This window comes from Mesorhizobium sp. YR577, from assembly GCF_900116595.1.
In the GTDB taxonomy this organism is placed as follows: domain Bacteria; phylum Pseudomonadota; class Alphaproteobacteria; order Rhizobiales; family Rhizobiaceae; genus Mesorhizobium_M.
Window position 1 is genome coordinate 201,327 of sequence record NZ_FPBI01000009.1, and the last position, 25,153, is coordinate 226,479.

General features: G+C 60.4%; 28 protein-coding genes. 21 read left to right on the top strand and 7 right to left on the bottom strand.

Annotated features, from left to right (window positions below; translation table 11 throughout):
• The first annotated feature begins 193 nt into the window (after positions 1-193).
• From BM413_RS15185 to BM413_RS15205, 5 genes are all read left to right on the top strand, one after another.
• A complete protein-coding gene (locus tag BM413_RS15185; protein WP_091914439.1) occupies positions 194-451 on the top strand; it encodes a hypothetical protein in 258 nt (85 codons plus the stop codon).
• A 38-nt stretch (positions 452-489) separates the two neighbouring features.
• Positions 490-1,284, top strand: a complete 795-nt coding sequence (locus BM413_RS15190; RefSeq protein ID WP_091914441.1) for a COG4705 family protein — start codon at positions 490-492, stop codon at positions 1,282-1,284.
• Positions 1,285-1,393: 109 nt separating this feature from the next.
• Positions 1,394-1,894 carry a tyrosine-protein phosphatase gene (locus tag BM413_RS15195; RefSeq protein WP_175544333.1) on the top strand — a complete coding sequence of 167 codons (501 nt, stop codon included), beginning with the start codon at positions 1,394-1,396 and terminating at the stop codon, positions 1,892-1,894.
• A gap of 70 nt (positions 1,895-1,964) precedes the next feature.
• Positions 1,965-2,642 (top strand): winged helix-turn-helix domain-containing protein, encoded by a 678-nt coding sequence (locus BM413_RS15200; protein ID WP_091914446.1) that lies wholly within the window; start codon positions 1,965-1,967, stop codon positions 2,640-2,642.
• Positions 2,629-4,002, top strand: a complete 1,374-nt coding sequence (locus BM413_RS15205; RefSeq protein WP_091914448.1) for a HAMP domain-containing sensor histidine kinase — start codon at positions 2,629-2,631, stop codon at positions 4,000-4,002. The genes BM413_RS15200 and BM413_RS15205 overlap by 14 nt, the downstream gene beginning before the upstream one ends.
• A gap of 134 nt (positions 4,003-4,136) precedes the next feature.
• On the opposite strand, the gene BM413_RS32510 is transcribed toward BM413_RS15205, so the two are convergent.
• A complete protein-coding gene (locus BM413_RS32510) occupies positions 4,137-4,526 on the bottom strand; it encodes a hypothetical protein (protein ID WP_139238593.1) in 390 nt (129 codons plus the stop codon).
• 274 nt (positions 4,527-4,800) lie between these two features.
• Between BM413_RS32510 and BM413_RS15210 the strand changes: the two genes are divergently transcribed.
• Positions 4,801-5,073 (top strand): glutathione S-transferase family protein, encoded by a 273-nt coding sequence (locus BM413_RS15210; protein ID WP_280141836.1) that lies wholly within the window; start codon positions 4,801-4,803, stop codon positions 5,071-5,073.
• A gap of 150 nt (positions 5,074-5,223) precedes the next feature.
• Here BM413_RS15210 and BM413_RS15215 read toward each other — a convergent pair whose 3' ends face one another.
• From BM413_RS15215 to BM413_RS15225, 3 genes are read right to left on the bottom strand one after another with little or no spacing between them, the layout of a single operon-like run.
• Entirely contained in the window at positions 5,224-6,366 is a 1,143-nt protein-coding gene (locus tag BM413_RS15215) for a M20 family metallopeptidase (protein ID WP_210188934.1), read from the bottom strand.
• Between the two features lie 11 nt (positions 6,367-6,377).
• A complete protein-coding gene (locus BM413_RS15220) occupies positions 6,378-7,256 on the bottom strand; it encodes a nitrilase family protein (protein WP_091914452.1) in 879 nt (292 codons plus the stop codon).
• A gap of 29 nt (positions 7,257-7,285) precedes the next feature.
• On the bottom strand, positions 7,286-8,104 hold the full coding sequence (locus BM413_RS15225; protein ID WP_091914454.1) for a glutamine amidotransferase: 819 nt from the start codon (positions 8,102-8,104) through the stop codon (positions 7,286-7,288).
• Positions 8,105-8,274: 170 nt separating this feature from the next.
• Between BM413_RS15225 and BM413_RS15230 the strand changes: the two genes are divergently transcribed.
• Genes BM413_RS15230 through BM413_RS15250 form a run of 5 tightly spaced genes read left to right on the top strand, consistent with a single transcriptional unit; the run spans position 8,275 to position 12,704 of the window.
• Complete coding sequence (locus BM413_RS15230) at positions 8,275-9,264, top strand: ABC transporter substrate-binding protein (protein ID WP_091914597.1); 990 nt, start codon at positions 8,275-8,277, stop codon at positions 9,262-9,264.
• A 21-nt stretch (positions 9,265-9,285) separates the two neighbouring features.
• Entirely contained in the window at positions 9,286-10,002 is a 717-nt protein-coding gene (locus BM413_RS15235) for a M24 family metallopeptidase (RefSeq protein WP_091914456.1), read from the top strand.
• Positions 10,003-10,023: 21 nt separating this feature from the next.
• Positions 10,024-10,827 (top strand): ABC transporter ATP-binding protein, encoded by an 804-nt coding sequence (locus BM413_RS15240; RefSeq protein WP_091914458.1) that lies wholly within the window; start codon positions 10,024-10,026, stop codon positions 10,825-10,827.
• Positions 10,817-11,635, top strand: coding sequence for an ABC transporter permease (locus BM413_RS15245; protein ID WP_091914460.1), 819 nt, complete (start codon positions 10,817-10,819; stop codon positions 11,633-11,635). Before BM413_RS15240 ends, BM413_RS15245 begins: the two co-directional genes overlap by 11 nt.
• Before the next feature lie 28 nt (positions 11,636-11,663).
• A complete protein-coding gene (locus BM413_RS15250) occupies positions 11,664-12,704 on the top strand; it encodes a LacI family DNA-binding transcriptional regulator (RefSeq protein ID WP_091914462.1) in 1,041 nt (346 codons plus the stop codon).
• 179 nt (positions 12,705-12,883) lie between these two features.
• Here BM413_RS15250 and BM413_RS15255 read toward each other — a convergent pair whose 3' ends face one another.
• The gene (locus tag BM413_RS15255) at positions 12,884-13,672 is read right to left on the bottom strand and encodes a sulfite exporter TauE/SafE family protein (RefSeq protein ID WP_091914464.1); all 789 of its coding nucleotides are present in this window, start codon (positions 13,670-13,672) and stop codon (positions 12,884-12,886) included.
• Between the two features lie 367 nt (positions 13,673-14,039).
• Here BM413_RS15255 and BM413_RS15260 point away from each other — a divergent pair, with 367 nt between their 5' ends.
• The 3 genes from BM413_RS15260 to BM413_RS15270 all read left to right on the top strand — a co-directional run bounded on the left by BM413_RS15260 (position 14,040) and on the right by BM413_RS15270 (position 17,306).
• Positions 14,040-14,477: a MarR family winged helix-turn-helix transcriptional regulator gene (locus BM413_RS15260; RefSeq protein WP_091914599.1), complete on the top strand. Its 438-nt coding sequence runs from the start codon at positions 14,040-14,042 to the stop codon at positions 14,475-14,477.
• Positions 14,478-14,632: 155 nt separating this feature from the next.
• Entirely contained in the window at positions 14,633-16,198 is a 1,566-nt protein-coding gene (locus BM413_RS15265; RefSeq protein WP_175544338.1) for an MFS transporter, read from the top strand.
• Between the two features lie 19 nt (positions 16,199-16,217).
• Positions 16,218-17,306: an HlyD family secretion protein gene (locus BM413_RS15270; RefSeq protein WP_091914468.1), complete on the top strand. Its 1,089-nt coding sequence runs from the start codon at positions 16,218-16,220 to the stop codon at positions 17,304-17,306.
• Between the two features lie 74 nt (positions 17,307-17,380).
• Here the strand turns inward: BM413_RS15270 and BM413_RS15275 are convergent, their stop codons facing one another.
• Positions 17,381-17,728, bottom strand: a complete 348-nt coding sequence (locus BM413_RS15275; RefSeq protein WP_091914470.1) for a DoxX family protein — start codon at positions 17,726-17,728, stop codon at positions 17,381-17,383.
• Positions 17,721-18,365 (bottom strand): TetR/AcrR family transcriptional regulator, encoded by a 645-nt coding sequence (locus BM413_RS15280; protein WP_091914472.1) that lies wholly within the window; start codon positions 18,363-18,365, stop codon positions 17,721-17,723. The genes BM413_RS15275 and BM413_RS15280 overlap by 8 nt, the downstream gene beginning before the upstream one ends.
• A 245-nt stretch (positions 18,366-18,610) precedes the next feature.
• Here BM413_RS15280 and BM413_RS15285 point away from each other — a divergent pair, with 245 nt between their 5' ends.
• From BM413_RS15285 to BM413_RS15325, 7 genes are all read left to right on the top strand, one after another.
• Positions 18,611-19,336, top strand: coding sequence for a class II aldolase/adducin family protein (locus BM413_RS15285; RefSeq protein WP_210188935.1), 726 nt, complete (start codon positions 18,611-18,613; stop codon positions 19,334-19,336).
• A 3-nt stretch (positions 19,337-19,339) separates the two neighbouring features.
• Entirely contained in the window at positions 19,340-20,281 is a 942-nt protein-coding gene (locus BM413_RS15290; RefSeq protein WP_091914474.1) for an NAD(P)-dependent oxidoreductase, read from the top strand.
• Between the two features lie 66 nt (positions 20,282-20,347).
• Entirely contained in the window at positions 20,348-21,061 is a 714-nt protein-coding gene (locus BM413_RS15295) for a GntR family transcriptional regulator (protein WP_175544334.1), read from the top strand.
• Positions 21,062-21,180: 119 nt separating this feature from the next.
• Positions 21,181-22,215 carry a LacI family DNA-binding transcriptional regulator gene (locus BM413_RS32520; protein ID WP_175544335.1) on the top strand — a complete coding sequence of 345 codons (1,035 nt, stop codon included), beginning with the start codon at positions 21,181-21,183 and terminating at the stop codon, positions 22,213-22,215.
• A gap of 182 nt (positions 22,216-22,397) precedes the next feature.
• Entirely contained in the window at positions 22,398-23,417 is a 1,020-nt protein-coding gene (locus BM413_RS15315) for an ABC transporter substrate-binding protein (RefSeq protein WP_244537881.1), read from the top strand.
• A gap of 48 nt (positions 23,418-23,465) precedes the next feature.
• Entirely contained in the window at positions 23,466-24,305 is an 840-nt protein-coding gene (locus tag BM413_RS15320) for an ABC transporter permease (protein ID WP_091914483.1), read from the top strand.
• Entirely contained in the window at positions 24,302-25,126 is an 825-nt protein-coding gene (locus BM413_RS15325) for an ABC transporter permease (RefSeq protein ID WP_091914485.1), read from the top strand. The genes BM413_RS15320 and BM413_RS15325 overlap by 4 nt, the downstream gene beginning before the upstream one ends.
• Positions 25,127-25,153 lie beyond the last annotated feature (27 nt).

Below are 25,153 nucleotides of genomic sequence, written 5' to 3' on the forward strand. Positions count from 1 at the left end.
TGTTTCCTGTGTGCCCAAAGCGAGGCAGTCGCAAGAGATTTTCGGCTTGTGATGCGCATTCTTACGAATTTGTAAATCGCCGGACAGGCCGGTGTGAAATCCACCTCCTATCGTCCTGATGCCAGCAGGTTTCGCATCTGCCGGAGTTCAATGGACAGCGCCGGTGACATCGGCGTCAAACGAGGAATATCTTATGAAAAACCTGGTTCTCGCCATCGCGCTTGGCTCGATTGCAATTGCCAATCCGGTTTCGTCGGCGTTCGCGGCTCCTGCGCCTTGCGAAAACGTGCTCAAGGATGTGCGGGCGGCTGAGGCTGCCGCAAAACTCAGCGATGCCGACAAGACAAAGGTATCCGAACTGGAGACCAAGGGTATCGAGCGCTGCAACGCCGATGACGACAAACGCGCCGACGAATTCTTCGCGCAGGCCATGAAAATCATGGGCAAGTAGGCCCGATCGGGCACCATCTTCAAAGAGAGGATACCGCCATGCTGTTGCCAGCCACCCAAGGTGTTGCGCCGGCCGTCAATCGGGTTCCCAATGTCACAGCCGACTTCTGGCTGATAAAGCTCATGGCGGTGACCATGGGCGAAACGGCGGCCGACTATCTTGCCGTCAATCTTGGCCTCGGGCTGACCGCCACCTCGCTGATCATGACCGGCATACTGATTGTCGCGCTTATCCTGCAGTTTGCCCAGAAGCGTTACGTGCCCTGGGCATACTGGCTGGCCGTCGTTCTCATCAGCGTTGTCGGTACACTGATCACCGACAATCTCGTCGACAATTTCGGCGTCCGGCTTGAAACGACGACCATTGCGTTCAGCGTCGCGCTCGCCGCGACATTCGCGCTCTGGTATGCCAGCGAGAGAACGCTGTCGATCCACACCATCTTCACGACCAAGCGTGAGATTTTCTACTGGCTGGCTATACTGCTGACGTTTTCGCTGGGTACTGCCGCCGGCGATCTGGTCGCTGAAACCTTCAACATGGGTTACCTCACCACCGGCCTGATGTTCGGCGGCGTCATCGCGCTTATCGCTCTGGCTTACTATGGCTTCAAACTAAACGGCATCCTGGCGTTCTGGCTCGCCTATATCCTGACGCGGCCGCTTGGCGCCTCGTTCGGCGATCTGCTTTCGCAGCCGCCCGAATATGGCGGACTTGGCTTCGGCACCACCTTTACCAGTCTGATCTTCCTTGGCTGCATCATTGCCCTCGTTGTCTACATGACACTGAAGAGGGCTTCCGACGAAGCCGACGCGATCCTGCTTGAAACCGAATGAAAGCTGGTCATCCGTCAGTCAGAAAGACGATTACATGGGGCTATCGCGGCAAAGTTGGGCCAATACTTGGTGTGTTCTGCTCATAGGCGCGGCTGTGATTGTCGGCTGCGTGCTTGCTAGCACTCACCTGAACGATAATTTCCACGCAATCGTTGTCGGCGAGGCCTATCGGGCTGCGCAGCCGACGCCCGACGAAATCAGGACGTATCGTGATCACTATCATATTGCGACGATCATCAATCTGCGCGGCAAGAGCACAGGCAGTGCATGGTACAATGCCGAGATTGAGGCCGCGAAAAATCTCGGCATCCAGCATATCGATTTTGCCATGTCGGCTCGCGAGGAATTGACGCCCGACCGCTCGCTGGCATTGATCGATCTGATGAAGTCTGTGCCCAAGCCCGTGCTCATTCATTGCCGGGCGGGGTCCGACCGAAGCGGCCTGGCGGCAGCGCTCTACCTCGCTGCGATCGCTCAGGCAGGAGAGGAAAGATCCGAAGGGCAGCTTTCGCTCTGGTTTGGCCATGTCGCGATCCCGTTCGTGGGAACATACGCGATGGATCGGACCTTCGAACTCATGGAGCCGTTGCTGGGGTTTCACAGGTCGTAGCGCGATGGATGGATATATTGTTGCGCAAGCGCTAGGTTTTGAGATGTGCCGGCAGTAGGGCGGAGCTGGGATGCGACTTCTTCTCGTTGAGGACGACCAGAGAACGGCCGACTATATCGTCAGGGGGCTGACGGAGGCCGGACATATCTGCGACCTGCTTCAAAACGGCCATGACGCGCTCTTTGCCGCAACCCGCAGCGCCTATGACGTGATCGTGGCGGATCGGATGATTCCGGGGCTGGACGGTCTGTCGATGATCCGGGCGGTTCGCGCGGCCGGCGTTCGCACGCCGGCGATCTTTCTGACCGCGGTGGGCGGTGTCGACGATCGCGTGGAAGGGCTTGAAGCCGGCGGAGACGACTATCTGGTCAAGCCTTTCGCGTTCTCGGAACTGCTGGCCCGCATAAATGCTCTTGGCCGGAGGCCGCCAGCGCAGGACCAGAAAACCATGTTGCGGGTTGCCGATCTCGAAATGGATCTGATCACGCGGCGCGTGGTGCGGCAGCGTCAGGCGATCGACCTTCAACCGCGGGAATTCAGGTTGCTGGAGGTGTTGATGCGCGGTGAAGGACGCATCATCACGCGGACGATGCTGCTCGAGCGCGTTTGGGATTTTCATTTCGATCCCAGGACCAGTGTGGTCGAAACACATATCAGCCGCCTGCGCACCAAGGTCGACAAGCCATTCGACACCCAGCTTATCCACACTGTCCGCAACACCGGCTACAGCTTGCATGCGCCGCTTTAGCCTGCTTCGCAGCACGCCTTTCCGGCTGGCATTGACCTTCGCATTCCTGTTCGTGCTTGCCTTCGTCCTTTCCGGCGCTGTCGTCTATCGGCTGATGAGCGCCAATCTCGCGGACAGGCTGGACCAGTCCATCATGGAAACCTACGCGGTCGTGTCGGCAACCTATGCCGGAGGCGATCTCGAAGATCTTGTGTCCAGTGTCGACAACCACGCGCAACTCAGCCCGAAAAAGGATCAGCTTTTCTCGCTGACGGGTCCGGATGGCAAACATTTGGCAGGAAATTTTTCTGCTGGAGATTTTCCCCGCGGCTTTTCGATGTTTGATGGGGTCGCGGCTGGAGCGCCTTCAGGAACCATGTTCAGGGCTTATTCCGGCCCGGTCGGCGAAAATAATTTGATCGTTGCCAGTAGCCTTTCGGAGACCGAAGAGCTGGAGTCGATCATGCTGATGAGCTTTGGCTGGTCGACGCTGATAATTACCGGTCTGGCGATTACCGGCGGAGCCTTGCTCGCATCGCGCATCCAGCGCCGCCTCGATGGAATTGCCGCGACCATGGTGGATGTGTCCCATGGACGGCTCGACGCCCGCATTCCCTTGCTAGGAAACGGCGACGATATCGACGATGTCTCGCGTCAGGTAAATGCGGCGCTCGAACGCCTTTCTGCGCTGGTTGACGGTATGAAGAATGTCAGCGCCAACATCGCTCACGATCTCAAGACACCGCTGAACCGCCTTCAGATGATCCTGGAAGCCGCATCGGAAAAGGCAGCGTCGGGGAGCGCGGTTTCGGACGATCTGGTGGAGGCGCGTGCGGAAAGCCTTCAGATCAACGAGACGTTCGACGCCCTCCTGCGCATCACCCAGATCGAGGCCGGCGCGCGCAAGGAACGCTTCACCGAAGTCGACCTCAATGAGGTCATCAAGACCATCGCTGAAATCTACACCGACGTTGCCGAAGACGACGGCAAATCGCTTTTGGCGACGATTCCCGACGAAAGGGCAGGGCGCATTCTCGGAGATCGGGAACTGTTGACCCAGCTGTTTGCCAATCTGGTCGAGAATGCACTTCGACATTGTCCCCAAGGCACGGCCATCGAATTGTCAGTCACCAGACGAGATGACCGCATTGTTGCAAGTGTCAACGACGATGGCCCCGGAATTCCGGACGCAGAACGCGAAAAGGTGTTCCAACGGCTCTACCGTCTGAATCATAGCCGATCGACGCCTGGCAGCGGTCTCGGACTCAGCTTGGTCAAGGCAATTGGGGATTTGCACGGAGCGTCCGTCTCGCTTGAAAACCGTCACCCTGGTCTCGCCGTGGCGGTCAGTTTTCCGATGGCCAGATCGTCGCCTGGGTAGAGCAGGTGATCCGTTTGGAAAGCTTGCGGGCGATTACCGGGAAAAAGGCGGTGGAATTGCGACGGGTTCGAAGGAGATTTTCTTTGCGAATTTTGGAAGTGAGGCGACACTAGTCTGTGCGTCAACTGCGTATCTCAGTCTCTTAAGATGGGTGGTACTTTCAGCGGGCCGCTTTCCAAAAGACGAGTCCATACGCCGTCTCGCCGCCATGTACCACGGACCCGATTTCCGTCACGATCATGAGCAGGATCAAAGAATTCTCCCCCGAAATGAGCTTGAAATACCTCTGCCGAAGCTCGATCGGCGAAACAGTACAACCGCATGCTCTGATACTTCCCGTTTGGCCAAATGGCTTGCACGTTGCGCGTGAAGTATCGCCAACCGCGCGCGACGAAGAATTCAAGGATGATGGTGAAATTGTCCTGAGTGCAGATATCATCGGGCAGAGCCACCTGATAAGGCCATTTCTGATCGATGACGCTTGCGCTTACGCTTGGAGTGAAGCTGTTGCGTTTGCTGCTCATCGATGATTCCTGTGATGCCAGCCGCGGGAAAAGCCTGACGAAACAGCGACTTGTACCAACTTGAACTCACGTTCTAGAAAACGGTTTGCAGTAAGAACGTAATGACAGCGGCGCGGGCATCGCCGCTACATGAATCTATGGCTTGGTCTGCAGCCGTTTCCAATTTGGACATAGCTCCGCCGTCCGTCGCCTTGGGTGCGGTCATGTGAAAGTTCCTTGAGGAAGGGACTTCTCTCACGAATCGGCTTATCGACGCAAGGCATTTGTTCCTATTTTGTTCTTTTTTCGTAACAAGGATGGGGGCCTTCCGATCCGACTGCGCGATCGTCTAGGGATGCTTGAGAGTGCTCTCGATGGGAAAGAGTATCTTGAAGGAAGTTTCACAGTTGGCGACCTGATGATGGCCGATGTGTTGCGCATTCTCGATCATACGAATCTCGTCGATGCATATCCCCAACTAAGCGCCTACAAGCGGCGCTGTGAAGCGCGACCTGCATTTCAGCGGGCAATGAAGGCGCAGATGGATGGGTTCAAGAACGCGGCTTGAGGTCACACTTCCAACTCGGTCGATCAGCGACGGGCGGTCTTCGAAAGACTCGCGCTATCGTCTCCAGATAGCCTATCCGTGTCTCGTTTGTGCACTGATTTAAGTTCAGTGCAGGCTTCGAGCAAGTAAGCAAGCCTTGCGAAAAGGCAGTCAGGGCGTTTCCTGTAATCCAGTCCGTGCGATGATCGCGCGATAGATTTCTACTGCCTCGCCGATTCTGGCCACTTCGCAATACTCATCGGTCTTGTGCGCCATTTCCGGGTCGCCAGGTCCGCAAATGATCGTTTCAACGCCGCCGAGCGCCGGAGTGAAGACAGAGGCGTCGGTGAAGAAGTTTGCGCCGCCCGCAGCGGATGTCCAGCCTGCGGCAGCGTCGCGGCATTCGGAAAAGAGCTTCATGGCGGGACTTTTCGGGTCGCTCCACACCGCCGGCAGGTCGAGGATCGTCGAAACTTTGCAGTCGCTGCCGAGCGTGAAAGACAGCTGGTCGGCGAGGGCGGCGCTGTCCATTTCGGGCAGCGTCCGCACGTCGATCGTCAGTTCGGCATGGTCGGGAACGGAGTTGATGTTTAGCCCGCCGGCAATCGTCCCGACGTTCAGCGTCGCAGACCCAAGGACCGGATGTTGCGCGGCGTTGAACCCGAAGGATTCGAGTTTTGTCACGGCGCGCGCCGCCTTGTAGATCGCGTTGTCGCCAAGGTGCGGCATTGCGCCATGCGCCGTGCGCCCGCTGCAGCAGGCCCTCAGCCACAGCGCGCCCTTATGGCCGGCGACGAAGCTGTTGCCGGTGGGCTCGCCCACCACAAGCAGGCTCGCCGGATCGAGCATCCTGCCTCTCACTAATGCGGCGGCACCTTCGCAACCGGTCTCCTCGCCGCCGGTGATCACCAGTACGACGTTCGACCGTTCATGCAGGCGGTCTGCCTCTGCCACGACGGCAGCGACCATCGCTGCGACGCCGGCTTTCATGTCGGTGGAGCCGCGCCCATAAAGTCGCCCATCGACGATTTCCGCGCCGAACGGGTCGCGCGACCATGCGGCAAGGCCAAGCGGAACCGTGTCGATGTGACCGGTGAACAGGATCGGAGGTTGCGTTGCCTTCGATGCGCGGATGGGGAACCGCGCGACAAGGTTGCTCCTGCCCGAGCCGAAATTGTGGACAGTCACGGAAAGGCCGTGGCTGCTCAGCAGATCGGCCAGCATGGCAGCGCATTGTGCTTCGCTGCCCGGCGGATTGCGCGTGTCGAAGCGTATGAGTTCCTGCGTCAGCGTTACCGCGTCGATCGCGCTCACGTCAGGGTCCCTCAATACCATCCCGGCCGCTGGCCGCTGCCGAGCATCTCGTCATAGGCGTCGGTGCGGCGATCGCGCAGAACCTGGTTGAAGGCATTCCAGTTTCGCTTGCGCCGCGCATCGGCCAGATTGACCCTGGCGATCAGGATTTCTTCCTTGTCCGCGCTAGCCGGCCCGGCGACCGGCCATCCGGTGTGGCTGACGACAAGGCTCTGGCCAATGAATGGCTGGCCGCGTTCGGTGCCGACGCGGTCGGCTGCGGCGACGAAAACGGAATTGGAATGGGCAGCGCCCATAACGATGATGTTCGCCATCGCCTCGCGCTTGGGGTCCTGGCCGGGAATCGGCACCCAGTTGGTGGGCACGCACATGATCTCGGCTCCTTGCAGGGCGGCCAGGCGGAAGCTTTCGGGGAACCAGCAATCGTAGCAGATATGGCAGCCGATGCGTCCGAGCGGGGTGTCGAACACGGGAAAGCCGAGATCGCCCGGTGTGAAGTAGAGCGCTTCGTCGCCCCATAGATGCATCTTGCGATAGCGGCCAATCAATCCATTCGGTCCGATGATGACGGCCGAATTGAACAGATTTTCACCGGAACGTTCGGTGATGCCGGCGACGATGTGAAGGCCAAGCCGCGCAGCCGCCTCCATCCAGGCTTTCGTCGTCGCTCCTTCGGGAATCTCTTCCGCAAGCGTGCGTGCTTCAGCCCGGTTGCGAAAGACATAGCCCGTGTTGCAAAGCTCCGGCAGGACGACGAGTTGCGCGCCTTTGTCAGCCGCTTCTTCCATGAAGGCGACGGTTCGCGCGACGTTGTGCGCTGTCTCCCCGAAACGGGGTTCCATCTGGATGACGGCGACGGTGACGGCTGCTTCCTCGTCCTGTTTGGGCATCGTGTTTCTCCGTATTGCAGTCTGTCCGGTCAGCTCCGGGTGAGCCAGCCAAGAGCGTTGCGCCAGAGCGTGGCATAACCTGGCCAGTCGGAGAAGGAAGCCGGCAGCCAGTGCGGGCTGACATCGGATGTCCAGACGAGCGTCCTGCCTTTTCCGTACTCCCCGGTTACCAGCAGCGGATGACCGCCCTGGTCTTCCGGAAGCCGAGCGAGCACCTCGACATCAGGGCGCTGCCTTGCGCTCACTTCGTTTGCGCCAAGCAGCAACGGCCACTCGCCATCCAGGCCCTGAAGGACGGGATGCTTGCTTTTGGCGTCGATCGCAGCTGCGAACCCTTCGGGTATCTCCAGCCGATCGTCATAAGGCAGACATTCCACCGGCAGCACGTCCTCGACCGGCGTGCGGTGCCAGCGTGCCTTGCCGTCAATGCCCTGGAAGCTGAAATAGCCGCCGATCATGGCGAGGCCGCCGCCAGCCTGCGTCCATTGCTTGAGAAGCTGGAGGCGGTTTGGAACGGTGGTTCCGCGCAACCAGACATCGGGGTGCAGGAGCAGCGAGTTCGCGCCTATGTCTGAAAGCAGAATCGCGTCGTAGGCGTTGAGACCCTCCAGATCGAAGGGCATCTTTTCCACCGCCTCATGCGCGGGCATATGGGTAAGATCGAAGGGACTGCCTTCCAGCGCTTTCATTAAAGGCTCGGCGCCTGAATGGAAGGTAACGCTGCCGAACTGATCGAAGCCCTTGAAATGGGTCGAAGAGCTCATCCATGTCTCGCCGACAAGCAAGACTTTCTTGTTGGATTTCGCCAAGACGGATACTCCCTTACGTCGCAACCGCGGCGCTGGCATCACCAGGGCGCGGGATAAAATGAACCGGTTCAATTCGTAAGTTCTGAACGACTTCAGTCACGAATGCAACGGAGAAATAATTCATTCTATCGACGTTGACAACCAATATTGAACCGGTTCAATATCAAGCCATAGATATTGCCGACCGGACAAGCGCAAAGGATCGCGACATGAACCTCACCCGCCGCAGTTTCGGCTATGCGTTGGCTGCCATGGCAGCTTTCGCAGTGGCCCCATCACCTTCCTCAGCACAGAACCTCACCAAACTAACCTTCATTCAGGAATGGCCGGTTCCCGATGGCTTCTGGGTTCCCTGGATATTGGGAAGCAAGAAGGGCTTCTACGCGGAAGAGGGCATCGAGCTTGAGATCGTCACGCCGCCGACCGTTGCCGACACGATGAAATTCCTGGGCACCGGTCGCGCGCAGGTGGCCTTCACGACCGTGATGGACGTAATCTTCGCCAAGGAGCAGCAGGCGCCCGTAACGGCGATCGCGCGCTATGGCCGTGGCAACAATTGGGGCATTCTGAGCCCGCAGGGGACACCTCTCGCTGTTGCCGATCTCAAGGGCAAGACGATCGGCATCTACAACGATGCCTGGACCAAGGCGCAGCTGACCATGATGCTCGCCGATGCCGGCCTGACGCTCGATGACGTCAGCACGGTCGCGGCGACCGACGATACCGTGCCGCTTCTGCTCCAGAAAAAGGTCGATGCGATTACCGGCATCACCAATGCGGAAGGCACCGGCATGGCCACCACCGGCGGACAGCGCGCCGAGTTTCTTCCCGCCACCGCGCATGGTGTGCCCAATACGCCGATCTTCATGATTGCCGGCAACGACGATTGGCTGAAGGCCAATCCGGATCTGGCGAAGGCGTTTCTGCGCGCAACCCAGAAGAGCATCGAATACGCCGTTGCTCATCCCGACGAGGGCGTTGCGGCTTTCTTCGATCTCTATTCCAAGGCCTATGACGAGAAATTCATAACCCAGCAGTGGAAGGATACGGTTCCGCTTTTCGGTGAAATCGGACCGGACCTGATGGTCTCGAACGAAGCCGACTGGGTGGCGCTGCTCGACGCGTTGAAGAAGTTCAAGGTCGTGTCAGAGGTTCTCGAACCTTCAGCCTACTATACAAACCAGTATCTCGCCCAGTAAGCCCGACAAGGAGTTGACCGCATGAGCGCCGCCGCTTCCTCCCGACGTGTCGTTCCGGCCTGGACCTACAGGCCCGGACCGGATGTCTCGGACGTGCCCCCCGCGGGTCTCGTCAGAGCGCAGACGATCGCAAAGGCAGCAGCGGCTGCGGGGCTGGCGGCGGTCCATCCGGGAATGACGGAGCAGGCGGTCGACCTCGCGGTGAGTGCCTTTCTGCTCGACCAAGGCGTCGAGAATGTTTGGACGATCACCAATGTCGGCCTCGGCGAAAATACACGCACCTGCTTTCCGACCAACCCGCCGACAGAGCTTGCGGCGCAGGATCGCGACATACTCATGGTCGATGTCCATCCGATCACCTCGGACGGCTCCTGGGGTGATTGCACGCGATGCAAGGTGATCGGCGATTGGCCGGAAGCCGACGAGGCGCTGCGCGACCTCGAAAAGCTTCACTATGAAATACTGGCAAGATGCCGCCCCGGCATGGCTGCGAATGAACTCTTCGGCATGACCCATGAACGGTTGGTGGCGGAAGGCTATATCCTGCTCGACCAACTCGCCAATATCGGCCATTCGCTGACGGCGGGGGCGGCCTATCTCCATCAGTTCATCGACGCTGGGAATGCCACGCCGATGTGGGGAGCATGGGCCATAGAGCCCTTCGCCGCGCGCGGCGATATCGCCGTCAAGGTCGAGGACCTGGTCTGGTTCGGCCGCGAAAACTGCGTCACGCTCTAAGCGTTCAGAAAAAGAGACGAGATGCCTGAAACATCAAAGCCAAAACTGTCGTTGAAGCATGTCTCGCAAACCTTCGGCGAGACACAGGCGCTCGCGCCAACCGATCTCCATGTCCAGGCCGGAGAATTCGTATCTGTTGTCGGCCCTTCGGGTTGCGGCAAGAGCACGATGTTCAACATCATCGCCGGCGTTCTCAAGCCAACTAAGGGTCAAGTCCTGATCGACGGTAAGGACGTGACGGGGCGCAGCGGTCATGTCGGCTACATGCTTCAGAAGGATCTTCTCCTGCCCTGGCGCACCGTCATCGACAATATCGTGCTCGGAGCCATCCTTAAGGGTGGTGCAAGCCATGCCCAGCGCGCCGAGGGTGTCGCACTCGCCCGCCGCTATGGGCTGGGCGAGTTCGTCAATCATTATCCAGCAGCACTTTCGGGCGGCATGCGCCAGCGCGTGGCGCTGATGCGAACGCTTGCGATGCATCACGACGTCATGCTTCTCGATGAACCCTTCGGTGCCCTCGATTCGCAGACGCGCCTTGCCATGCAGCAATGGCTGCTGAGCGTGTGGGAGCAGGAAAAGCGGACCATCGTCTTTGTCACGCACGACATCGACGAGGCGATCCTGCTTGCCGACCGCGTGGTTGTGATGACGCCGCGCCCAGGACAGGTGAGGGAGATCCTGACCGTCCCGATCGAGCGACCACGGCCGATGTCCTGCCTTACCAGCCCGGAATTCAGTTCGCTGAAGGCACGCATTCTCGACCTGATCTATTCCGACGCTGCAACTGAGAAAACAGTTGAGATGGAGGCAGCCAATGGCCACTAGCCGCATGTCCAGCAGCACCGTCCTTCAGATTGCCTATCCATTGCTTGCTCTGGTGCTCGTCATCCTCATCTGGGCGGCCCTGGTCGAGTTTTTCCAGATACCGCGTTACGTCATGCCTTCGCCGTTGCAGGTGTGGAACCACATACAGTCCGACTGGCAGGCGCTGCTGAATGGTTTCGGCATCACCTTCTTCGAGTTCCTGCTCGGCTTCATCGTCGGCGCCGGTGCGGGATTCTTCTTCGCGGTGCTGATGGATGCGTCCAGCACAACGCGCGGCGTGCTCTATCCTGTTCTGATCGCCAGCCAGGCAATACCAGTCGTCGCGATCTCGGCAGCTCTAACCATCTGGCTTGGTTTCGGGCTAGCCCCCAAGCTGGTGATCGTTGCACTCGTCGTCTTTTTCCCCGTCGTGGTGAATGTGCTGGACGGCCTTGCTTCGGTCGATCGCGACGTTCTCAACCTTGTGCGGTCGATGGGCGCGTCCAAATTCAACATCTTCCGCCATGTGAAGCTGCCGGCGACCTATTCGCCGCTTTTCTCCGCCCTGAAACTGTCTGCGACCTTCAGCGTCACCGGCGCAGTCATCGCTGAGTGGACGGCGTCGACTAGCGGTGGACTGGGCGCGTATCTGCTTCAGGCGAATTCCCGGTTGAACACGGCCGGCACCTTTGCGGCGATCAGCTTCCTGGCCTTGCTCGGCGTCGTCAGTTTCCTGCTTGTCGTGCTGGCGGAATATTTGCTAACGCCTTGGAAGTCGTCGTCGAAGGCGCGGCCTTGGTCCCGCACCTACTGGCGCGACCCGTCATAGGATCGAACGCGAGGGATATTTCCCCGATATGAGTGACGGAACCGAGGCCATCGGCAGCAAGCGCCCGACGATCCGCGACGTGGCGCGTGAGGCCGGGGTGTCGATCGGCACGGTCAGTGCCGTCATCAATGGGCGCGGCCTCGTCGCAGACGACACCAAGCGACACGTACTACGCTTCATCGCTGAACTCGGCTTCGAGCCGAACAATGCAGCACGCAGCCTGAAGCGCGGACGCATTTCCTCGATCGGCTTCGTCGTGCCCGATCTGGGAAATCCCTTCTTCGCCAGCGTTGCGGAAGGCATCCAGCATGGTATCGCCGACAATGATATCTTGTTGATGCTCTGCATCACCTGGTCGAAGACTGAGCGGGAAGAATATTTCGCGCGAGTCCTGAGAACCCAGAGGCTCGACGGCGTGATCTATCTAAGCGGCACCGGCCTGCCCAGCCCCTCGCTGCTCGAATTGGCCAAGACCGGATCGGTGGTTTTTGTCGATGAAGTGCTGCCGGGCCTGGATGTGCCCTTCGTCGGGAGCAACAATCTTGCAGGCGCACGCGCTATTGCCCGCCATGTGCTCGACTGCGGGCATCGCAAGATCGCCATCATCGGTGGTCCACCGCGCCTCTGGACGAGCGAGCAGCGTCTTGCCGGCTTTCGTGAATCGCTGGCTTCGGTCGGCCTCGATCCGGATGCTGCAACCTACGTTTCCGGCGACTACAGCGAACGGTCCGGCTATCTTGCAGCCACGAACCTCCTGACCGGCGATCCCGCAGCACGGCCCACGGCGATCCTGTGCGCCAACGACCTGATGGCGATCGGCGTCATGCGATTTTGCCGCGAAAGCGGCATCAGCATTCCCGGCCAACTCAGCATCACCGGCTTCGACGACATTGCTAATGCTGAATTCCTGTTGCCATCCTTGTCGACGGTCGCTCAACCGGCCCAGGAGATGGGACGGGCAGCCGCGGAACTCCTGCTCCACCGCAAGGGCGTAAGGGCAGACCCTCCGGTGACGACCCGGTTTCCGACAGCTGTTCGGATACGGAACTCAGTCGGATCGCTCAAGTAAGAAATTTGGGTCTGGTGGCATTGGCAATTTACTCGTAGCCATCGGATGGCATGATCCGGAATTTGCGAACGCGGCGAGATGACGTTGAAACCGGATCACCCGATAGAAGTGGCTCAGGCCACGGAAACCCCGAGAATGATTGCGTCTTAGCGGGCGAGTGGATCGCCCCCTAAGAGCAGCTACGGACGCAACGTATCAAACAGCGGCAGGCCTGCCAGCGCAGCCAATGCTATCAGCAGGAAGCAGATTTTGCGGAAGGTCGCTTCACTTGCAAAGCCGAAGCACCTGGAGCCGACAAGCAATCCCACTCCGTAGCAGGGACAGGCGAGCAGTGCGATCAGCAACACCTCCACGGTCAGAAGCCCGCCTATCAGATAAAACGTCGTCGAGATCACCGTCGAGAGCGCGAAATACAAGACGAGATTGGCTCTCACCGTGAGCGGAGGGATAGCGCCGCCTAGCCAATAGGCCACGACCGGTGGTCCCGACATCTGCGCTGCTCCGCCAAAGAGGCCCGCCACGGCGCCCACTGCCACGGTGAGGTGGGTCTTTGGCCGGCCATGGTAGCGCCACCCTGAAATCAGGAAGGCGAGGAGGCCGAAGACCACCACCGAGATGATCCAGCGCAGCGTCACCGAAGGCAGCAGTGCCAGCAGTGCGGTGCCTGCTGGCACGCCAACCAATGCGCCCGTGAGCATTGTGAAGACATCGCGTCGATTGCTTCGTTTCCAGCCATTCGGCACCATGCCCAGCGTCATGATCCCGTCAATGACAAGAAGCAGCGCGGACGCGATCTTCGGCCCCATGGCCGCGCCGGCCAGAGGTACGAAGATCAAGGCTCCGCCGAACCCGGAGAAACCACGTGCCAATCCCCCGATGAGCGCTGCAATGCAGACAAAAGCGATTTGACCGAGGGAGTGACCGGGAAGCTGCTTCTGCAGACCGGAGAAGAAAGCGGAAGATTGCATGGAACGCCTGTGCAAGTGTGCGTGCGACCCGGCTTTTGCGCAGTAATGAAAGTTTCCAGTAGTACCACCGCAGTCCCAATCGCTGGACGGGTGCCGGTCAATGTCGCTCCTGAACGCTCACGAGCCGTGGATATCTCAGTGCGAGGCCAGCAGCGAAATCGCGGCTTCTGTCGCGATCTGCAACCAGCCGCTTCTCATGCACAGATCTCAGTCAGATTGACCCACTTGGTGCCACCAATCCGTCAGGGATCGGCCACGCATACCGTGCCGCCAGCTTGCGCCTGCGTGGTGATTGCAGCTTGTCTGTTACACTCACTAGCATTATATAGGTACCTAATTATATTGCTACTATCTAATGGTGCTTGGTATGGACGTTGCCGTTTCGAGAGCTGCCTTCGTCGATGAACTGACGAAAGTGAACCGGAAGCTGCGCACTCTTTTCGATGCGCGAGTGAAGATGCACGGACTGACACTTGCCCGCGCGCGATTGCTTGTGCATCTGGCCAAGGAAGAAGGCGCGACCCAAACTGAATTGGCCAACGCCCTGGAGGTAGAGCAACCTTCGATGGTCGGGTTGATCGACGGGCTTGAGAAGAAAGGCTTCGTCACGCGCCGAGCCGTGGAGGGAGATCGCAGAGCCAGGGGGATTTTCTTGACCGAGGCTGCACGCGCCGAGGCTGATGCCATTCTGGCCTTTGCGGGCGAGCTCCGCGAACAGGTGCTCGAGGGCGTCGACGAGATGGATCTGATGGTCGCCACCCGCGTGTTGCAGCGCGTCGCGCGCAACATTGGCGCGGCATCCTGATATCCAGATAGATTCCAATGCCGCAAGAAAACCGCGCCACAGACCGCGAACCAGAGGTCGTCGAAGATACCGGTTCGCCAAGCAGCGAACCGAACGAGCCGTCGCCGGTTTCGCAGGAGCCAGCACCCGCGCCGGCTCCGCCGCCATTCGTGCCGATGCATCCGGCTCGGGCCGCAGCCTACATGTTTGCCTCGCTGGTCGTCGCCCTGACCCAGGGTCTGGGCATGAACCTCGTCACCACCAATATTGTGCAGATCCAGGGATCTATCGGCGCGACGACCAATGAGGCGACCTGGCTGGTTGCCGCCTATATGGCGCCGAACGTCTCGCTTTCGCTTGCCCTGATCAAGATCAGGGCTCAATACGGCTTGAGGAACTTCGCGGAGCTCAGCATCCTCGGCTTCGTGCTCGCCTGTATTCTGAACCTGTTCATCAGCGATCTGCCGTCGGCAATCGTCGTTCGCTTCATGAGCGGCATTGCCGCCGCGCCAATGTCGACGCTCGGCTTCCTCTATATGCTGGAGTCTTTCCCGCCGGAGAAAAAGCTCAGTATAGGATTGCCGCTTGCGCTCACCAACATCTCGCTCGGCGCACCGGTTGCCCGCCTCATCTCGCCGGCCTTGTTCGACATAGCCGGCTGGCACGGCGTGACCATCTTGGAGGTGGCGCTGGCGATGATCGGCTTCTGTCTCGTCTATCTTCTGCCGCTCGCCCCGCAGCCCCGCGCCAAGGTGATCGAACGCCTCGATATCGTCAGCTATCTCCTGATAGCAACCGGCTTCGGCGCAACCGCGGTGGCGCTGGTGCTCGGCCGCCTCTACTGGTGGTTCGAAGCGCCATGGCTCGGAGTGCTGTTTGCCTTGGCTACCGTCTGCATCACGGTGGCGGTGATAATCGAGCTTAACCGCAAGAACCCGCTTCTCGACATACGCTGGCTCGCCAGCCCGGCCGTGCTGCACTTCGCCGGCACGCTGCTCTTGTTTCGCATCGTCCTGTCCGAGCAGACAACCGGCGCCTCGGGCTTTTTCCAGGTTCTTGGCTTGCTCAACGATCAGACAAAGACGCTCTATTGGGTGATCCTTGTCGCAACGGTCGCCGGTGGGCTTGTCTGTGCCATGGTTCTCAAACCGGGACGCGAACCCGCGATCCACGTTGTCGCACTTACCCTGCTGACCGTTGGAGCGTTCATGGACAGTGGCGCAACAAACCTCACCCGCCCCGAGCAGATGTATCTCAGCCAGTCGCTTATCGCGTTCGCCGGCGCTTTGTTTCTGCCTCCCGCACTGCTCACCGGCCTGATGTCGGCGCTCAAGAATGGACCGAACTACATTTTGAGCTTCATCATCGTGTTTCTGACGACACAAAGCCTGGGCGGCCTGCTTGGCTCGGCCGTGTTTGGTACCTTCATTACGATACGGGAGAAATTCCACTCGAGCATTCTGGTGGAGCATCTGGCGCTGACGGACCCCCTTGTCGCGCAGCGCATTGCCCAGCTCGGCGGCGTCTACGCCCGTGTCCTGACCGACAAGGCACTCCTCAATGCCGAAGGCGTCGCACTGCTTGCGCAGCAGGCAACGCGGGAGGCGAATGTACTCGCCTACAATGACGCCTTTCTAATGATTGCCATCATATCCGCCACAGCGCTCCTGGCGCTTCTCATCCACATCGCAATCCTTGCCGTTCGCACTCGCGCGATAACGGCATCGACCGCCAACGCGTAAAGCATAGTCGATCAACATCATGTTCAAGTTCCTCCGCTCCACCGCCACCATTATTGCGATCGTCATTGGCGTCGCTGGTCTCGCGCTGTTTTTGTACGCTTGGCGGCTGCCGCCCTTTACCTCCAGTATCCAGACCACTGAGAACGCCTATGTTCGCGGCCAGGTAACAATTATTGCCCCCCAGCTTGCCGGCTATGTCTCGGAGGTGGCGGTGCAGGACTATCAATCCGTGAAATCCGGGCAGCTTCTTGTTCGTCTCGATGACCGCATCTTTGCCCAGAAACTTGAGCAGGCCAGGGCGACACTGGCGTCGCAACAGGCCGGCCTCGCCAATTCGGCGCAGCAGCGGCTGTCGGCGGAGGCCCGGATCAGGGCAAGCGAAGCCGAGGTGGAAGGTGCACGTGTCACGCTCGACAATGCAGAAGCGAGTTGGCGGCGCATTGAACCGCTGTTGAAGCGCGGGGTCGTGACAGAAAGTAGTGCTGACACGACTCGGTCGACCATGGAACAGGCTCGCGCAACCTACCATCAGGCACAGGCTGGTCTCGAAGTGTCGCGGCAGGATCTTCAGGCGACCATTGTCAGCCGTCAATCACTGGAAGCTGCCGTCCAGGGTGCCGAAGCCGCGGTCCATCTCGCGGAGATCGATCTTCAGAACACGCGTATCGTCGCGCCGGAGGACGGCCGACTCGGAGAGGTTGGCGCGAGGCTTGGCCAATATGTGTCGGCCGGCACGCAACTGGTGGCCGTCGTGCCGCAGCGCATGTGGATTGTTGCGAACTTCAAGGAAACGCAGCTTGCAGGCATGAAAATCGGGCAGCCCGTCACGATGAAGATCGACGCCCTGCAGCGTGCAAGCCTTACTGGCCGCATTGAGCGTTTCTCGCCGGCGACTGGATCAGAGTTCAGCGTCTTGCGCCCCGACAATGCAACGGGAAACTTCACCAAGGTCTCGCAGCGGCTGCCGATCCGCATCGCCATAGACCCCGGTCAACCTCTGGCCGAACACCTTGCCCCCGGCATGTCAGTGGTTGTCAGCGTTGACACGAAGATGAGCGCGGTGACCAACGTTGAAGCAACGGAACTGTGGCCACGGTTTGCGTCCTGACGAGTAACGGCGGCTGTGAGGGGCGAGCCCACAATACCGCCTCCCATTTCCGTTTCAAAGCCATCACGCCGTCTTCATGATCGGGCGCGCAATGCGATCGTTCCTGTGATGATCGCAACCGCCAACACGGTGATCGGCGCGACCGCATGGGCGTATTCTCCATGCAGAACAACCGTACCGGCAGCAGCAATCATCACGGCAGCCGCGAGGCCAGCCCCAAGCAAGCGGGTTTTGCGTGGAATGAGAAGTGCTGCCGCTGTCAGTTCCAGAAGGCCGGTCACATAGTGGAACCACTCAGGATAGCCCCAGCGCCGATAATCTTCGAGGATCGATCCCGGCGCGAGGATGTTGCTGACGCTGCCGAATAAGAAGAATGCGGCCAGCGCCCAGCCAAGAATCGTTGCCCAGGGAAGTTTACGCATTGCGTTTCTTGTCCTTTACGAGAGCGCCTTCCAGAAATGCCTTGACGGCTATTTTGGTCAGGCGCGTTATTTCCAGATCATCCAACGGCTTTGATGCAATGCCGACGAGCGCACGCAATTGCGGCCCGGTCACCAGCAGATTCACAAACTGCGCCGCCAGATCCGAAGGCGAGATGTCGCCTCGAAGTTGATCGGCGGCCTGTTTGCGTCCGATCCAGACGGACAGCCTGCGCACCGCGTTGTCATGTCCGGCATGCCAGATCGCCTGGGCAAGTTCAGGGAACCGAAGTCCCTCGCCAATCATCAGGCGTTGCAAGGCGAGCGTTCGTGGCTGAAGCACGATCGACAGGACACGGCAGCCAAATAGGGTAAGCGCGCTGCTCACGTCATGCTCGGCATCGATGTCGAGTTCTTCGAGCGGGCGAGACAGGTCGGCGCAGAGCTGCGTAACGACCTCGATGAACAAACCTTCCTTGCCGCCAAACGGCCCATAGATATTGCGTCGCGAACCGCCGACGCGCGCGATCAGGGTATCGAGCGACACGCTCTCATACCCCTGATCCAGAAACATCTCCGATGCAGCTTCGATGAGCGCGCGCAGCCGCGCTGCACCCCGTTCTGTTCGGTTGGCTTCCATTGCGATCGACTACCTTGGCCTCATTTTCAAATGAAGTGGTCTGGTACGATACCATACCATTTCTGTCAATCGAGGGTGGGAATTGCTGAGTGGGATGCCGTTTCGGGTCCAATCTGCGCCGGCCTCTTCGGGCTGATGCATTTGCACTTCATGCCAGTCCTGACGGCCACCTCCTATCCAGCTCGTTGACTGTATGCAGGAATTCAAGTATCCGAAATTGATCAAAGAGGAAGGAAAGATCCGGTATGATGTCGACTGCTGAAATGGCTATGCGCGAAGATCTGGCGGCGGCGTATCGGCTGATCGCCCGGTTCGGGATGGACGACATCATCCACACGCACATATCCGCGCGTCTGCCCGAAGAGCCGGAACTCCTGCTGATCAACCGCTACGGCGATCTTTTTCGAGAGGTGACGCCGGAATCGCTGGCGGTGATCGATCATCATGGCCAGCAGATGCGTGGCCAGCAGGTGCCGATCAACACGGCGGGCATCGTCATTCACACAGCGGTCCATATCGCGCGCCCGGACGCGGTCTGCGTCATGCATACCCATACCGCCGCCGGTGTCGCGGTAAGCTGCCTCGAGGAGGGGCTTTTGCCGCTCAACCAGACGTCGCTGCTGTTCTACGGGCAGGTCGGCTATCATGAGTTCGAGGGCATAGCACTCGATCCCGGTGAGCAGGAACGCCTGGTTGCCGATCTTGGCACCAATCGTGCCATGATCCTGAGAAACCATGGGCTTTTGACCGTCGGGCGATCCGTCGGAGAGGCTTTTTCCCTGATGTACAACCTTGAGCAGGCCTGTCGCATCCAGCTTGCGGCGCTCGGTTGCGGGCGGCCCATCCACCTGCCGAGCAAGGAGGTGTGCGAGCGCACCGCCAGGCAGTACGAGGCTGATCCGGATGGCGCGGCGGAACTGGAATGGCTGGCGCTGCGCCGGCTTGCGGGAATGCCCATCGAGGGACATTGACCGATGCGGATCGTCATTGCCGATCCGCTTGCCTACAGCGATCGCTTCGAGCACGCGCTGCGCGACGCTCTTCCGTCGGCACGCTTCATCCGATGGCCCGATCTGCCGGAGGGCGCCGACTACGATTTGCTGGTTGCCTGGCATTTGCCGAAGGATATGACGGCGTTGCCGCCGTCGCTGCGTGCCGTCTTCTGTTTCGGCGCGGGAACGGACCAACTTCTCGACGATCCCCGCATCCCGGCCGATGTCCCGATCGCGCGCCTGCAGGATCAAGGCCAGGCCGAGCAATTGCTGGACTATGCGATGCACGCGGTCTTCGCGCGCCTGCAAGATGACGTCGTTGTCAGGGCGGACCAGCTTGCCCGCTTCTGGCGCTTGCCAGATCAGCAGAACCGGACACGCGGATCACTGCGCGTGGCAGTCCTTGGGCTGGGTCCGCTCGGTCTGCATGTCGCGCAAGGGCTTTCGGCAGCCGGTTTCCCGGTGTCTGCCTGGTCGCGAACTCCCCGCAGCATCGACGGCGTCGCTTGCCTGTATGGCGATGATGGGCTCAGCGCCTGTGTCGACGGCGCCGACGTGGTGGTCAATCTCCTGCCCTCCAGGCCGGAAACGAAGGGCATATTGTCGGACCGGCTGTTTTCGCGCCTCGCGCCCGGAGCCTATGTCGTCAATCTCGGCCGCGGCGATCACCTCGACGAGGAGGCGCTGCGCGCTGCGGTCGATCGGGGTCGGCTCGGCGCCGCGTGGTTGGACGTCTTTTCGGTCGAGCCCCTGCCGCCCGAGCACTGGTTCTGGCGGCACGAACGGATCCGGCTAACGCCTCATCGTGCCGGCCTGCCGACACCGCAGGGCGCTGCGGCCTCCATTGCCGCCGTCGCTGCGGCGCTTGAACAGGGTCGCGCGCTTCCAGGTTTGGTTCGGCCGGGGAGGCTGATCGAAAATTGAGCCAATCGCGCATCTGCACAAAAAATGCGCTTGACTCGAAACGATCCTGAATGCCAGCATACAGCCATGCTGAACCTAAGCACCTCACTCCTGGCCGATCAGAATGAGCGTCGAAACACGATCTCGGCGAAGGCCTATGTCGAGCTGCGTGAAGCGATCATCACCGCACGCATCGCACCCGGTGCCAATATTTCGGAAACAGACGTCGCCCAGTCGCTCGGCATCAGCCGCACGCCTGTGCGTGAGGCGTTCACGCGGCTCTTCGATGAGGGTCTGATCGAGATTTCACCCCAAACCGGCACCCGCGTCTCGCTGATTGACATGGCGCGTGTCCGTGAGGCGGTATTCATTCGCTCCACGCTTGAGAGCGCAGTCGTTGCCAACAGCGGCATTCGGCCCGATCCGGCCATGCTGGACGAGATCGAGCTATCGCTTCGGGCGCAAGAACGCCTTCTCCACGGCGATGACATGGGCGCTCTGCATCGTGCCGACATGGCCTTCCATGCAGGTCTGCTTGGGGCTTTTGCGCATCCGCGGGCGTGGACGGCGTGCCAGCATGTCTCGGCCGACATGATGCGCATCCAGTTCCTGATCGGCATGAAGCCGGATCATATCCGCTCGATCATCGCCGAGCACCGTGCCATTTTCGACGAGGTTCGGGCCGGCAATATGGGCGAGGCCGCACGGCTCATGGCGGCGCACATCCGCAATGCCGATTTGGATCAAATGAGCTTGAATCGCGAGCACCAGGAATTCTTCCGAGCCGGAGACCCCTCGTGAGCGCCGCCGTCATTCGCTCCTGGTCCGTTGCGGATGGCGCGCGCGATTTTTTTTCTGTCGTTTGTGAAACCGGTTTACTAGAACGGTTATCTGCACATGTCTCGCGGGAGTGGGGCCGCTTGTCGGGAAGATTGAAAGCCACCATTCGCGACGTCGCCCGGGCTGCCGGCGTGTCCGTTACGTCCGTTTCACGCCATCTCAACGGGCAGATCAGCCTTCCGGAGGCGACGGCAAGCCGCATCCAGCGGGCAGCGGAGCGGCTAGGCTACCGGCCCAACGCGATCGCCCGCAGGCTGAGCAGCGGCAAGAGCGAAACGCTCGGTCTCATCACCGCCGACATCGCATATCCGCTGTTTGCCGAGATCGCCAGCGCGTCGGAGGCCGAGGCCGCAAGGCATGGCTACAACCTCCTGATGTTCAACAGCCGGAACCTGGTGGAGAAGGAAGTCTCCTTCCTGTCGCGCATCGAAGACCGGCAGGTCGATGGCATATTGCTTCTCACCAACCATCATGATGACGGCCGGCTTTTGCGGCGGATCAACGAGACCGGAAGCGTCGTGCTTCTCGACGAGGACGTGCCGGGCGCGAAGGCGCCACGCCTGTTCGCAGACAATGTCCATGGCGGGCTCCTGGCAACACGCCATCTGATATCGCGCGGCCATACCCGTATCGCCGCTATCGGAGGGCCGCGAGGGCTTCTCAGCACCACAGAACGTCTCGACGGCTTCATGCGGGCGCTCGCGGAGGTCGGTCTCGATGCCGATCCCGCGCTGCTAAGATTCTGCGCATATGAGGAGGCGCCTGCTTCGATCGCGTTTCTCGATCTTATGGAACAGGGCGATCCGCCCACCGCGATCTTCACCTTCGGTGATATGCTGGCCACCGGCGTCATGCGGGCCGCGCGGCACGCCGGTGTCCGCATTCCCGAAGACATTTCGCTCGTCAGCTTCGACGATATCCGCAATGCCGACCTGCTCGCGCCGGCGCTGACGACGGTGCGTCAGTCGGCAGCTGAGTTCGGCACGCGCGGCGTCAACATGCTGCTCGACTTCATCGCCGGCCGGAAATCCGAAACGGCGACTGAACGGGTCGGCGTCGAACTCGTCGTACGCAGTTCGGTGGCGCCGCCACACCGCCGTCCATCTGGACGTTAGATCGCGCATACCGGTTCCGGAAGCTGTGATGGGCTTCCGGTGCAGGCCAGGGAGGGAGAGAAAGAAAATTAGACCGCGGACGTGAAAGGGGAACACACATGTCCAACAATCGCTTTGGTCAAGACGCAGCGTTGATTGCGCTTGATAAATTTAGAAATGGGAAGATCGATCGCCGAGGCTTTATGACCGCCATGGCCGGGCTTGGCATCGCAGTCGCGTTCAAACCGGGTCCGGCCTCTGCCGAGGCGTCGGAAATCGTCGTCTGCAACTGGGGCGGCGCTGCCCTCGAAGCCTTTCAGAAGGCCTATGGTGAGCCGTTCAAGGCCAAGTCCGGCATGGAGGTCGTCATCGACGGCGCTGGCCCGGCCACAGGTGCGATCCGCGCCATGGTCGATTCCAAGAACGTCACCTGGGATGCCACGGATGGCGGCATGGTGGACGCCGTCGTGCTCGGCAAGGGCGGCTATGTCGAGCCGATCGACTATTCCATCGTAGACAAGTCTCTTGTCGGCGAAGGCCTCGCGGCCGAGTTCGGCATCTGCAACTACACCTACTCCAACGTGCTGGCATATGACGCCAAGAAGGTCGGCGCCACTGCTCCTTCGAGCTGGAACGACTTCTTCGATCTCGAGAAGTTTCCCGGCAAGCGCACCATGTGCAAGTGGATTCAGGGTCAGCTCGAAGCCGTGCTGCTCGCCGATGGCGTCAAGCCGGAGGAGATGTATCCGCTCGACGTCGACCGGGCGTTCAAGAAGCTCGAGCCGCTGCTGCCGCAGCTGATCTTCTGGGAGTCCGGCGCGCAGAGCCAGCAGCTCTTCCGCGACGGAGAAGTGGTCATTGGCAATATCTGGCACACGCGCGCCAACCTGCTGCGCAAGGAGAACCCCGACTACACCTGGACCTGGAACCAGAACCTGATGTTCGCCAGCGCCTGGTCTGTGCCGAAGGGCAACCCCGCCGGCAAGAAGGTCTTCGACTTCATCAATTCGTCGTTGGACCCGGAGAGCCAGGTGACGCTGTTGCGCCTCATGGGCAACGGCCCCTCGAACCCGAAGGCGCTGGCGCTGATGACCGACGAGGACAAGGCGGTCTATTCGCTCGCTCCCGAGAACGCCAAGACCGGCCTGCCGATCTCGGCGCAATACTATGCCGACAACGAGGCCGAGCTGCAGAACAAGTTCCTCGACTTCATCTCACGCTAACCATCGGAGACCACCACCGGCCAACGGCCGGTGGTGGTTCGAAAGATCATGACCTCATTCCAGCGTTGGGCCTTCTGCCTGACGGTGCCGGCAGCGCTTTTGACCTTGTGTCTCTACGTGATGCCCATCCTTCAGGTGCTGGCGCTCAGTTTCACCGAGCCGACCTTCGGCCTCGGCAATTATGTGGCCCTGTTCCAGAACGCCGCGATCGGCCGCGTCGTGCGCACGACCGTGTTCGTCTCGGCTGTGACGACTGTGCTCACCATCGTCATGAGCTACGCGGTGGCCTTCGCGCTGGTTCATATGCCGCCGGCCACGCGCCGCGTCGCTTTGTTCATGGTCATGGTGCCGTTCTGGATATCAGTGCTGGTACGAGCCTTTGCCTGGATCACCATCCTGCGCCGCAACGGCGTGCTCAACTCGGCCCTCGTCGGCAGTGGGGCCGTCAGCCAGCCGCTCGAACTGGTGTACAACCAGTTCGGCGTCATCGTCGGCATGGTGCATTACATGATGCCCTTCGCCATCATGCTGCTCTACGCCAATCTGTCGGAGATCGACCTCAGGATCATTCAGGCAGCCAGATCGCTTGGCGCGCGCCCGGTCACCATCTTCTTCCGCGTTTGGCTGCCGCTCTCCATGCCCGGCCTGGCGATCGCCGGCCTGTTCATCGTCATCTTCTCACTCGGCTTCCTGGTTACGCCGGCGATCCTTGGCGCCGGTCGGGTGCTGATGGTCGCAGAATATATCTCCGTGCAGATATCCTCGACGCTGCGCTGGGGCGTGGCGACGGCGCTCTCGACCATGCTGCTGCTCGTCGTCGGCATCCTGATCGCGCTCGCCATGCGCAGCCCGGCCCTGCGCGCCGCCTTTGAAGGGGGCCGCAAATGACGCCGCGCAGCCGACGCCTGCTCGAACGCGAGCTGCCAAAGCTTGTCGCCTGGCTGCTGCTCGCCTTCCTGTTCGTTCCCGTGCTCGTGGTCATTCCCGTGGCGCTGACCGACCGGGACTATCTGTCCCTGCCCAACAACGGCATTTCGTTCGACCATTTCGCCGCCCTGGCGAACTGGCGCGCCGGCTGGATGCCGAGCATCCTCACCAGCCTCGGCATCGCCATGGCCTCGGCCGTTATCGCGACGGCCGTTTCGGCGGCCTTCGCCATCGGCGCCTGGGTCTATGTCGGACGCTGGCCGTCGATCCTGCGCGTCATCCTGCTTTCGCCGCTGATCGTGCCGCCGATCATCTATGCGGTCGGCATGGTGCGGCTGTGGTCGAAGCTGGGGCTTCTCGACACATGGCTTGGCGTCACCATCGTCCACGTCATCCTCGCCATGCCACTGGCAGTGCTGGCGATCGGCGCTTCGCTGTCGAACCTCGATCCGAGGCTGGTGCAGGCGGCTCGCTCGCTCGGCGCCCGCCCGGCAACCATCTTCGGTCGCGTCATCCTGCCCAACATTATTCCGGGCACGGTGGCCGGAGCGATCCTCGCCTTCATCGTCTCCTGGGACGAGATCACCGTGACGCTGTTCATCACCAGCCGAGGCATCGTCACCCTGCCGCGCAAGATCTGGACGAGCATCGCAGATGCCGTCGACCCCGCGCTGGCCGCGATCGCGACCGTCATGCTGGCGGTGACCATCGTCGGCCTCATCCTGCGCATGACCGTCTGGGACCATATCGCCCAGCGTCGGTCACGACACGACTTTCAATAGCTTCGTTTGTTTCAGAAAGGAAATCGA